8 protein-coding genes are annotated in these 12,212 nt (G+C 34.6%); all 8 read left to right on the top strand.

The annotated features are described in order from the left end of the window. The first annotated feature begins 31 nt into the window (after positions 1 to 31). The 8 genes from KO529_RS05850 (at position 32) to KO529_RS05815 (ending at position 12,196) form a co-directional block, all read left to right on the top strand. The gene (locus KO529_RS05850; protein ID WP_215946958.1) at positions 32 to 1,429 is read left to right on the top strand and encodes a nucleotide sugar dehydrogenase; all 1,398 of its coding nucleotides are present in this window, start codon (positions 32 to 34) and stop codon (positions 1,427 to 1,429) included. After that, a complete protein-coding gene (locus tag KO529_RS05845) occupies positions 1,426 to 2,451 on the top strand; it encodes an NAD-dependent epimerase (protein ID WP_215946957.1) in 1,026 nt (341 codons plus the stop codon). Before KO529_RS05850 ends, KO529_RS05845 begins: the two co-directional genes overlap by 4 nt. A 101-nt stretch (positions 2,452 to 2,552) precedes the next feature. Continuing rightward, positions 2,553 to 3,551 (top strand): SDR family oxidoreductase, encoded by a 999-nt coding sequence (locus tag KO529_RS05840; protein ID WP_215946956.1) that lies wholly within the window; start codon positions 2,553 to 2,555, stop codon positions 3,549 to 3,551. Positions 3,552 to 3,615: 64 nt separating this feature from the next. Next, positions 3,616 to 4,896, top strand: coding sequence for a nucleotide sugar dehydrogenase (locus KO529_RS05835; RefSeq protein WP_215946955.1), 1,281 nt, complete (start codon positions 3,616 to 3,618; stop codon positions 4,894 to 4,896). Positions 4,897 to 5,654: 758 nt separating this feature from the next. Continuing rightward, positions 5,655 to 7,397, top strand: a complete 1,743-nt coding sequence (locus KO529_RS05830; protein ID WP_215946954.1) for an Ig-like domain-containing protein — start codon at positions 5,655 to 5,657, stop codon at positions 7,395 to 7,397. Positions 7,398 to 8,800: 1,403 nt separating this feature from the next. After that, positions 8,801 to 10,111, top strand: coding sequence for a lipopolysaccharide biosynthesis protein (locus KO529_RS05825; RefSeq protein ID WP_215946953.1), 1,311 nt, complete (start codon positions 8,801 to 8,803; stop codon positions 10,109 to 10,111). Positions 10,112 to 10,134: 23 nt separating this feature from the next. Then, positions 10,135 to 11,352 (top strand): O-antigen ligase family protein, encoded by a 1,218-nt coding sequence (locus KO529_RS05820; RefSeq protein WP_215946952.1) that lies wholly within the window; start codon positions 10,135 to 10,137, stop codon positions 11,350 to 11,352. Further along, complete coding sequence (locus KO529_RS05815) at positions 11,312 to 12,196, top strand: glycosyltransferase family 2 protein (protein ID WP_215946951.1); 885 nt, start codon at positions 11,312 to 11,314, stop codon at positions 12,194 to 12,196. Before KO529_RS05820 ends, KO529_RS05815 begins: the two co-directional genes overlap by 41 nt. Positions 12,197 to 12,212: the final 16 nt, after the last annotated feature.

Raw genomic sequence — 12,212 nt, 5'->3', positions numbered from 1 at the left:
ATCTTTGCAATATAATCTGTATCCATAAATAATGAGAAAAGTTAGTAAAATTTGTTGTATTGGCGCAGGCTATGTGGGTGGACCTACTATGTCTGTTATAGCCAAACAGTGTCCTGAGATTCAAGTTACTGTGGTAGATATTAATTCTGAACGAATCAAGAAATGGAACGATTCCAATTTGGATAATTTACCAATATACGAACCTGGGTTGAGCGAAATTGTAAAAGCAACAAGAGGCAAAAACCTATTTTTCAGCACAGAAGTGGACAAAGCTATTGACGAGGCTGAAATAATATTCATATCCGTTAATACTCCTACCAAAACATATGGTAAAGGCAAAGGACAAGCAGCCGATTTAAAGTTCATAGAACTATGCGCGCGTAACATAGCCCGGGTAGCTAAAAATGATAAGATTGTAGTAGAAAAATCTACACTCCCCGTGAGAACAGCGAGTGCCATAAAAAGTATCTTGGAAAATACTGGCAATGGTGTTGCCTTTGAAATCCTTTCCAATCCTGAATTTCTGGCAGAAGGAACCGCCATTGAGGATTTGCTCAATGCAGACCGTGTACTTATAGGCGGTGATGAAACTCCTACTGGAAAAGCAGCCAAGGACACCTTAAGTTCCATCTACGAACATTGGCTTCCCAAAGATCGTATATTACAGACCAATGTTTGGTCTTCGGAACTATCCAAATTGGTCGCCAATGCATTTTTAGCACAAAGAGTTTCCTCTATAAATTCAATTTCGGCACTTTGTGAGAGAACGGATGCCAACGTAGCTGAAGTCTCCAAAGCGATAGGTTATGACAGCAGAATTGGATCTAAATTTTTAAATTCATCCGTCGGTTTTGGCGGGTCCTGCTTTCAGAAGGATATTCTTAACTTAGTTTATATCGCCAGTAGTTTTGGCTTACAGGAAGTTGCGGATTATTGGGAACAGGTGATAATTATGAACGACTACCAGAAAAGACGTTTTGCCGAAAATATTATTTCTACACTGTACAACACCGTCTCAGGCAAAAAAATTGTGTTTTATGGCTGGGCCTTTAAGAAGGACACAAATGACACCAGGGAATCTGCTGCCATCTATGTTGCCGATGCCCTATTGGACGAACAGGCAGAAGTTATTGTCTATGACCCAAAAGTATCCGAAAAACAAATTTATGCAGACCTGGATTATTTAAACACACGAACACCTGAAGAAAACCGTAGACTATTAAAAGTAACAAATAAACCCATTGACGCTGTTGAAGATGCCCATGCCATAGGGATATTAACCGAATGGGATGAGTTTAAATCATATGACTGGCCTTTAATTTTCAAAAAAATGTTAAAACCGGCTTTTGTTTTTGATGGCAGGCGTTTATTGGACAAGGATACCATGGAAAACCATGGGTTTAACTACTACATAATTGGTCAATCATGAAAATTTTAGTCACTGGCGCTGCTGGTTTTATTGGGTACCATCTTTGTGAAGCCCTGTTAAAAAGAGATATCGAGGTGGTTGGCATAGATAGTATAAATGACTATTACGACCAAAACTTAAAATTCGGAAGATTATCACAATTGGGGATTGAGAAAATCGGTGCTAGGGTACCCTTACGAAGGTGCACGAGTACTAAACATGGCTCCAAATTTAAATTTGTTCGAATGAATTTGGAGGATAGACAGGAATTACCAAAACTATTTGAACAGGAAGAGTTTAGAGTAGTTTGTAATCTTGCCGCCCAAGCCGGGGTTCGCTATAGCCTTGAAAACCCATCGGCCTATATAGATAGTAATATTGTAGGTTTCGTTAATTTACTGGAATGTTGCAGACACTATAAAATAGAACATTTGGTCTATGCCAGCAGCTCCAGTGTTTATGGTTTAAATGATAAAATTCCCTTTTCGACTACGGATAACGTAGACCACCCCATTAGCTTGTATGCCGCTAGCAAAAAAAGTAATGAACTTATGGCACACACCTATAGCCATTTATTTGGCTTACCAACCACAGGACTACGCTTTTTTACGGTATATGGCCCATGGGGTAGGCCGGATATGGCCATATTCTTATTTACCAAAGCAATTTTGGATAACAAACCGATAAATGTATTCAATCATGGAGAAATGGAAAGGGATTTCACTTACGTGAACGATATTGTTGATGGTGTAGAGCGAATACTCATGGAACCCAATGACAAACGAAAACAAAGGCCAATTTACAATATCTATAATATTGGAAACAATAAAGCCATAAAACTTACCGATTTCATCGAATCCATAGAACATAATCTTGGAAAAACAGCAGTAAAAAACATGCTCCCCATGCAACCGGGTGATGTTACCAGGACCTGGGCAAATGTAGACAACCTTATTCAAGACTACAATTATAGTCCCGACACTGATATATCAGTTGGAGTAAAATCCTTTACCGACTGGTATTGCCAACATTACAAGGTTTAAGGGCCTATTCATTTTTTGATAGGCACACAAGACCATAATCAAACCTGGTCCGAAAAAAAATAAAGATTTAATTATATCAAAATTCATAAAGACCAACAAATATGAGCAAAAAAGGTCTACTAATATCCAATGACCACTCTGTATTGGTTACAGGTGGCGCAGGATTTATAGGCTCCAATCTGTGCGATTTTTTAATACAAAATGGAAACAAGGTAGTCTGTTTGGATAATTTTGCTACGGGAAAAAAAGAAAACATATCCCATCTTCTAGAAAATGAAAATTTTCAACTTATTGAAGGTGATATTAGAAATATGGAAGACTGCATAAAGGCTTGCAGTCTTGTAGATTACGTCTTACACCAAGCCGCATTGGGATCGGTACCTAGATCCATAAAAGACCCCATTACCAGTAACGAAGTTAATGTAACCGGCTTTTTGAATATGCTGGTTGCAGCCAGAGATTCCGATATAAAACGTTTTGTCTATGCCGCAAGTTCCTCTACATACGGCGACTCCAAGGGATTGCCAAAAATGGAAGAGGTTATTGGAAAACCCCTGTCCCCATACGCCATTACCAAATATGTAAATGAACTATATGCCGATATATTTGCAAAAACCTATGGCATAGAAACAATAGGCCTGCGTTATTTTAATGTTTTTGGCAAAAGACAGGACCCCAATGGAGCCTATGCGGCAGTTATTCCCAAATTCGTAATGCAATTAATGAAACATCAATCGCCAAATATTAATGGTGACGGAACATATTCCAGAGATTTCACCTATATTGATAATGTTGTACAGGCTAATATTAAAGCGCTAACCACCAAAAACAAACGCGCTGCAAATAGCGTTTACAATATTGCTTTTGGGGAACGCACCTCACTTAACGATTTATTATCAATCTTAAAGGATTACCTTTCGGAATATGACCCAAAAATTAAGGATATAAATACCATATATGGCCCACTACGTGAAGGTGATGTACCCCACTCCCTGGCCTCTATCCAAAAAGCGCAAGATTTGTTGAATTACCAGCCTACCCATAACCTAAAAAGAGGTCTAAAAGAAGCCCTGTCCTGGTATTGGGATAATTTAAAATAAAACCTACTTATTACGTAAACGTCTCCATATATTGTACTTTTAGATGATAGAAAACATGTATTGAATGAACGAGATTAAAATCGCCATTATAGGCCTAGGCTATGTAGGATTACCGTTAGCACACCTTTTCGCAACAAAATATCCTGTAATAGGATTTGACATTAATAAGTTAAGGATACAAGAGTTACGCAATGGAATGGATCATACCTTGGAGATTTCCTATAATGCACTAAAAAAGGTAACAAAGGAAATACCAGATGTAAAAATAGGACTTTTTTGTACAGACCAATTAGAACATATAAAACAATGTAATTACTATATCGTCACTGTGCCTACCCCTGTGGACACAGCAAACAAACCAGATTTAACGGCATTATACAGATCTAGTGAAACAATTGGCAAAGTTATAAAGAAGGGAGACATAGTAATCTATGAATCCACCGTTTACCCAGGTGCAACTGAAGAAGAATGCATACCAATAATAGAGAAATCAAGTGGCCTAAAATTCAACCTTGACTTTTTTGCCGGTTATTCCCCTGAAAGAATAAATCCAGGCGACAAGGAACACACCATTGACAAAATATTAAAGGTAACTTCCGGTTCCACACCCGAAATCGGAACAAAAGTAGATGAACTCTACAAATCCGTTATTACTGCCGGCACCTATTTGGCTCCCAGTATAAAAGTAGCCGAAGCCGCCAAAGTCATTGAGAACTCACAAAGGGACATCAACATTGCTTTTGTAAATGAATTGGCCAAAATTTTTAATCTAATAGGGATTGACACCCAAGAAGTTTTAAAAGCGGCTGCCACCAAATGGAATTTCCTACCCTTTAGTCCAGGTTTGGTTGGAGGCCATTGTATTGGAGTAGACCCTTATTACCTAGCACAAAAAGCCCAAGAATATGGATATCACCCAGAAATAATTTTGGCAGGGAGACGAATGAACGACAGTATGGGCAATTACGTTGCAGCTGAAGTGGTAAAATTAATGGTGCAAAATGACTTAAAGGTAAAAGGTGCCGATATTTTGGTTTTAGGCATAACATTTAAGGAAAATTGTCCGGATGTACGAAATACAAAAGCTGTAGACGTAATAAACAACTTAAGCAGTTACGGAGCAAAAATAGATGTTTTTGACCCATGGGCCTCTACTAATGAGGTTAAAAACGAATACAACCTAACTACTTATACCCAATTGCCCAAAAAAAAATATGATGCAATAGTCTTAACTGTGGCCCATAGTCAATTTTTAAAGCTTGACCTAAATTCAAAAATAAAGACCAATGGCATAGTGTACGATGTAAAGGGAGTATTAGAAATGAATATTAATGGAAGGCTATAATAGAAGTTCATGAAAATCGTTATTAAATCAATACAACCTGAATTACTTGATCTAAAAAAAATGTGCTTTTAGTCAAATTCCCTTGGGTAAGCCTGTCTGCCGAAAAAGTCAGGCCCGTGAGGCATCGGAAGAGAACTACTGAAAACATTTTGATGCCCACCTGAACGGAACGGGCGAGCTTCCCCGTTCCGTTCAGGTGGGCGAACGTCGGAGCTTTTAAATCCTACTTAGTAAAAAAAAATATACCACGATTAATTTTTATCCATAAGCTGAAGCAATGCTTTGTTTATCTACCTCCAGTTTTTTAGGCAATTTCATCATTCTCTTAATATCTAATCATAAAAACACCACCCTCTCTTTTCTACAAAAATATCTTGAATCGCTTTCCAAAATGCGATTAGGCTGCCCAAGCCTAACTAAAATATTTTATAAGTTTTAAGCGTTACCATTTAACAGTCAGTACCAATATAAATAAAGTCCTAAGAATATGAATTTAATATTCATCAAAAAATAAGACATCATTTGTTAAAAAATTAACATTCATAGGCTAAATATAGGGTCAAATCATAAAGAAATAAGCATTTCATCGAATAAACGTAACCTAAACATCTAAACGCGTAAAACCATTCGTAAAACCTCCATTGCATCTTAATTGTGCAGTTCATCGAAAATAGCTGGTCTTTTAACGATGATGTTAAAAAAATAAATAATATTTGTAAAACCCAAATGATTATCATTTAAACAAAAGTCTTAAACTTATGAAATTTCGCCCCTCGAATTTTATCCTATTGCCCCTAGCTACTATTGTCTTATTTTTAAGTTTTTCCTGCAACAAAGATTCCGATCTTTTGGCAGAATATGTAATAGAACAACCCCAGGCCTTCATGGTAAACGACGTTGTGGTTACCTTAGCCAACAATCCGGTCGTCATTAAACCCTTAAGCAACGATACTTTTAAAGAACCTGAAAAGGTGGTGATTACGGAAGTTACACCTCCTAAAATGGGATTAGCAGAAGTACAAGAGGACAATACCGTTGTTTATACTCCAAATACAGATGAAACTGGCACGGACGAGTTTGATTACACTACAACCGTAACCAATCCTGATAATTCAGTTTCTACCGAAACCGGAAAGATTTCGGTTACTGTAACCCCTGAAGACAAATCTACTCCTATTACTGGCGACAACATTTATTATGTAACCACTATGGGAAATAGTTCTAATAAAGGAGCTACAGAATCCACAGCGTGGGACATACAATACGCATTTAAAACTGCCAAGGCAGGAGATGTAGTCTATATTAAGGCCGGGAACTATGGCAATGTAGAACTGGTAACGGGCAACTCCGGTACCGCCAGCAAACCTATAAAATTTATCGGGTACAGCAATGCGCCTGGCGACGTGGTAAGTAACCAAGGCTCTACCTTTACTTACGGTGACAAACTGGATACTAACAAGATGCCCTTATTGGAAGGTAAATCTTCCAATGGCGAAGTAGAAGGAAAAGCTATCACAATCAATAAACCCTATACTTATATTGAAAATTTCCAAATTTCTAAATACAGCACAGGACTAGTGAGTACCGGGTCCTATAATTCGATTATAAACATTGTTTCTATCGATGCTGGAAACCATAACCCAAGCAAAAATCGCCCAAATGCTAGTTCCGATCAGTATTCAGGTGTAGGAATCAATGTTAGTGGCGACAATTCCATTATTAAAAATTGTATGGTCATCAATTCCGGATCGGAAGCCTTTACCATTTCCGCTGATTATGTGACACACGACTCGAACAAAGCATACTGTGATATCGATATTAACCCTACAGATTATTATTATCTCTTGGTTAACGCCAATGGAAACAAACTGAACAATATTTACGTTGAGCGAGTTGGCAACCTATATCACAAGGGCCACGGAATCATCCTTAAGGTAAGTGCAGAAAACAATATTATTCAAAACTCCAGCGTCATAAATACAGCCTTGGAGCTTAGTTTTTCGGGAGTAAAGAACAACACTATTGAGAATTGTTTTGTAGGAAATTACGATAGCAATGAAGGTCGAGGCAAAATAGGTTCCATCCTAATTGCTAATGGAGCTAACAACAATACATTTAAAAATTGTATAGTTGACAAATCTTCTGAAAGTGGAGTGAAATTCATGGATTGGATTGATGGTTCCAATAATATCAATGATGCCGCTAATGCTGGTTACAATAACCTTTTTGAAAACTGTACTATTAGCAACGTGAAATACGTCATAGATTTTAACAGTGACTGGAACTATGCATATACCCCCGCTGAAGACAACACATTTAAGGACTGTACACTCAAGAATTCAGAGTACCTATTTAAGGTTGATAGATTAAATAAGAATACTAAAATTGTTAACTCCAAATTGGAAAATATTTCAAGTTTTAGCATTGGAAGCAATTATAAACTTGAGGCCTCAATTGATTTAGCAACAACACTAATAGGCTGCGGATTTTCTAAGCCCTGATTATTCTCTAGTTGAGATATTAAATTAGCCAAACATTATTACCCGCTAATCATTATATTGGAGGGTTAATGTTTGGCTAAATACTTTAAATCTTATATATAAAGTAAGTTTGTTTTGTAATAAAACCCAAATAACATATTATAAATAAATTAAACTTAACAAAGCTAATCTAGAAGCACAGTCAAGAGGTTTTAGACAATTATAGCTTTAAAATGAGGTCTCAACTGTCTCGACCTTAAAACATTAACATTTACAATTAAAAGTCGATCGAAATCACGTTATATAGTTAATATAATTTATTAATTATAATTTGACCCGAGATCAGAGTAAAGGATATAATATTGTTGATCTTATTTTCACAAGACGAATGACCGACTTATTTTGATGTTAAAGAATTTACAAAATGGTCGGCCAAAGATGATTTTTTAGTAGTAGTAGTAGTAGTAGTAGTAGGTGATTTATTAATGGAGAAAAGAGAATTACCTGACACTCACTACAAAACTGACATGACCACTGCATTTAAATAGCACAGAGTTATCTATAGTCGTATATTGATAGTAACATCTTCAGCCCAAACAAATTATGCAAGCCACGGCCTGCACCATATGTATAAAATTTGCCTTAATTACAACAAATTTATTGAGTACGTTAGATAATAATCAAAAGAGTTCGCCGCTTTTTTTATAAGAAGAAATTCACGAAAAACAAGTATCATAGAAGTGAACCACTGTAATAATTTTATAAAGTATTGAAATACCTCTATAAAGCATTTTAGGAAACTAAACGTAAAATTCAAGGTGCGGGGGTGACGGATTATCTAAATCTTAACCGTGGGAATCGTGTAAATGTAAAAGGAAGGAAGCATTTATGTAATTGCATAAATCATAGTAAAACTTATATAAATTTCAATATTAAAGTGCAAAATATGGGGTAAAGATAACTTAAATGAGACTATTGCCAAGTATGGGCATCGGTAAAACAGAACTCCCTTTAGAGTTTTGTTATTCCTAAAGTTTAATTCATAGATTTACTGAATAAACAAAGTGCTGAAGTATAAATGGATAGTAAGGCAAATACTTTAGTCAACATTTACGTTGTACATTATAAAATACAATTAAATTTAAAAATAAATATGAATTCTCCCAAGGAATGCCTATCCCCCTATCATATGCGCTGGATTATTTATTTAGCTGCTTTTAAGTTTGTATTAAAACGATTAATACTGCATCTTATACATAATATTTGAATTTAATTTGAATTATTTCGCACCTTTGCCAATTCAAGGGAAGCTGACAAAATGACGATTACCGATACTCTTTATATGAAATATAATTATGAATTGACTCATTTACCTATATTTCTAATTCTTGTTCTAGTCCAATAATTTATTTAACAACTCAACTTTGAATATTCGAACATTTTTAAACACTAAAATCTCATCTTACCTTCCCAATAAGGAGTTGTTAAAATCATCATTTACTTATATAGGCTCAGATGTCTTAAATAAAATTTTACCATTTTTACTATTACCAATAATCACTAGATACTTATCTCCCGAAGACTATGGAACAATCAGCGTTTTTACCTCTATAGTTGGCTTCCTAGCCGTTTTTGTAGGTTTGGGGTCACAAGAATTGGTTCAAGCAAATTTTTTTAAGGAAACAAAGGAAACCTTAAAATACCATATCGGTGATGTTTTTATTATAACATTAATCACGTCAGTAATCTATCTTCTTGGATTTATTATTTTCGGAGATTATTTCTTTAAAGAATATGGGCTAGGTTTAATATGGTTGATTTTAGCTGTATTATACACTTTTGGTGAGTTTTTCGGGAAAATTATTAGTATTATTTGGATTGCTGAGGGAAGAAGTACAACCTTTGCTAAATATCAAAATTTTGGTTCTTTATTTATTATTGCTACTACAATTCTATTTGTTGTTGCATTAGAACTCGGTTGGCGAGGCAGACTTTATAGTTTACTTCTAAGTTCATTTGTGTTTTCTACTATAACATTTTATTTATTAAATACCGAAGGTTATATCGGTTTACGTTTGAATTTTGAAAAACTTAAAATATGTGTTAATGATAGTATGGGTGTATTGCCCTATTCGGTTAGTTTTTGGTTTAAAAATGCTGCATTACTGCTGTTAATGGCAGCAACTATTGGAAAAAGCGAAACCGGGATATATACCGTGGCGATGGGGATTGCTGGATTAATAATCTTTGCAACAAATTCCCTTAACAAGGTATGGCAGCCCCTTTTGTACAAGATGTTGGCTAATAAAAATGTTATTGACACCAAAATTGTTAAAAGCATGTACATTTTTATGGTTTTAATTGTCTCGGGTGGACTTTTCCTAATAGTAATTTCAGATCTTCTAGTTAAGACTGTGTTAGCTCCAGAATTTCATAGCGCAACAAAATATGTTAGATTACTTGTTATATCTATGACGTTACAATCTTTGTTTACCGTCATGGCTGATTATTTGATTTTTTACAAGGAAGGAAAAAAACTAACCTTTGCCTCAATTTCGGGAATAGTCATGCAATATCTTCTAATATTTATGTTTTATTATTTAAAAAACCTAACCGTTTCAAATATCATTACAGCTTTGATTATCACTAATTTATATACTCTGATAATTTCGTGGGTAATGGTTCATAAGGTTCGTTCATTACCATGGTTATTCTTTTTGAAAAAAAAAAGTTAGATTAATATTTATACCCTTTGGAAATGAAATTATTGTTAACCATTATATTAATAATTTTTCTTTTACCAACATTTAATGTTGCTGGAATACCCATTCGTTTCGAAGATATCCTTTTTATAGGAATTATATTAGGTTTCCCTGCTTTAAAGACTGAAAAAGCAAAACCAATGATTACTATTCTAGTCTTAATTGTTATTGCTTACTGTATCACATTCAGCATCCAAATATTTTCTGGCTACTCCCCAATAATACAAGATATGAATACGGTTTTTTCAATGGTTAGAAATATCGTTATTTTCTATGCGGCACTCAAATTTGGTCAATCAATCAAATGCGACATTAATAGCCTTCTTTTAATTTTATCGTGTGGTTTTTTTGTCTCTAGTTTAGTTTCTATAATACAATTTCATAACATAGGAGGATTGGGAATTAAGACCTACCTATTATTTGGAAAAGAGAGCGGAATAAGATATGGTATTAATAGAACTGTTGGAACAGTCGGAAATCCAAATTATGCGGCTTTCTTCCAAATATGTGGCCTTATTGGAATATTATCTTTAGAACGAATGTCTAAATTTTATCGAACACTTGTTTTACCCGCTCTGGTCGCAATTACGGTTTGGTCTGTTTATGTAACTTTTTCCAGAACAGGTTTAATAGCATTAATTCTAATATTTTTAGGCTATTTAGTAATTAGAAAAAAATACAAACTAATTATTTTTGTTTCTTTTATTGTATTTATGTCCTTGCCAATATTTGGAGAACTGTTAAATGGCTCAAGATATGAACAAGTTGCAAGTAATAACAGTTCTGAGCTACTTACTTTGAATGGGCGCGTAAATGCAATATGGTCAAAAAAATTAGAAGCTTTTTATGATAGTCCTGTTTGGGGCATAAGTGCCTCAGAAGCAGCACATTCCAACACCAGTTTTAGCAACGTGATTTTCGACAACAGTTTTTTATATCTTCTAATAATCAGCGGTTTGATAGGTCTAATCATAAACTTAGCTTTTAATTTAAAGATTTTAACTTACTTCAAGAAAGCAAATAATAGTAATCTTTTTCTATATATTGCCTTATTACATATTAATATTTTTATTTTCTATTTAACCACAGATTTAATAAAGGGAGTCTTATTTACTTCGTTTTACTTTTTAGTAACCGGAGTTTTTATCACTTATGAACTAAATAATAGTACAAATGAAACCACTCATATCGATTCAAATATTAAATTGGAATAGAGCTGATGAAACCCAAAGGGCAATACAAAGTGCCTTGGATCAAACATATCCTAATATTGAAGTAATTTTAATTGACAATGGATCAACTGATAATTCTGTAGCCCTCACCAAAAGTAATTTTCCAAATATCAATATTGTAGAGTTAGATAAAAATTATGGTTGTGCCGGAGGTAGAAATATGGGCATCAAATTTTGCAAGGGAGATTACATCTTCTTTTTGGATAACGATGGGGTTTTACACAGGGATGCCGTCCAAAATGCTTATAAAAGCATAACTCTATTTCCCAATATTGGTATAATAACAGGCAAAGTTTATGATTTCGATCAAGTTGACGAAATAGACGCCCAATGTTCTATAAGAAATGACATCCGTTATGAATTTAACGAATTTCAGGGGGGGATATCCATGCATTATAAGCAAATATACGATACAGTGGGTTACTATCCTGATCACTTTATGTACGGTGCAGAGGAAACTTATTTGTCACTAAAATTATTAGAAACTAAATATAAGATCATCAAAGATGAATCTGTTATTCTATGGCATAAAAGAAGTGATGTAGCCAGGGACCGGACAAAGGAAATTATTTCCGGATATTACAACAAATTATACGTAGCTCTCACATTGTTTCCTGCAAAAAATGCTTTGTCCTTTATGGGATATTTTCTTTTCAAATACCCAATCTATGCCAAAACAGAAGGTATATTAAAGGTGTATATTAAAAGTCTTTTACAAAAATTACCACAAACAATAGCAAAAGCTATAAAAAACAGAAAACCCATTAATAAGGCTGCATTTAACAAAAGCCAAAACTTTAATGTAAAAAAACTTAACAATATTTAGCGATAAAAAAAGTTAT

The organism is Arenibacter algicola (assembly GCF_018860365.1).
GTDB classification, from domain to species: domain Bacteria; phylum Bacteroidota; class Bacteroidia; order Flavobacteriales; family Flavobacteriaceae; genus Arenibacter; species Arenibacter algicola_B.
This window is presented reverse-complemented; position numbering and strand designations above follow the sequence as displayed.

Bases quoted from the DNA above. Each gene is read 5' to 3' on its own strand.
- KO529_RS05850 (WP_215946958.1), top strand. From the start codon at position 32: ATGAGAAAAGTTAGTAAAATTTGTTGTATTGGCGCAGGCTATGTGGGT.
- KO529_RS05815 (WP_215946951.1), top strand. From the start codon at position 11,312: ATGAAACCACTCATATCGATTCAAATATTAAATTGGAATAGAGCTGAT.
- KO529_RS05830 (WP_215946954.1), top strand. From the start codon at position 5,655: ATGAAATTTCGCCCCTCGAATTTTATCCTATTGCCCCTAGCTACTATT.
- KO529_RS05820 (WP_215946952.1), top strand. From the start codon at position 10,135: ATGAAATTATTGTTAACCATTATATTAATAATTTTTCTTTTACCAACA.
- KO529_RS05840 (WP_215946956.1), top strand. From the start codon at position 2,553: ATGAGCAAAAAAGGTCTACTAATATCCAATGACCACTCTGTATTGGTT.
- KO529_RS05845 (WP_215946957.1), top strand. From the start codon at position 1,426: ATGAAAATTTTAGTCACTGGCGCTGCTGGTTTTATTGGGTACCATCTT.
- KO529_RS05835 (WP_215946955.1), top strand. From the start codon at position 3,616: ATGAACGAGATTAAAATCGCCATTATAGGCCTAGGCTATGTAGGATTA.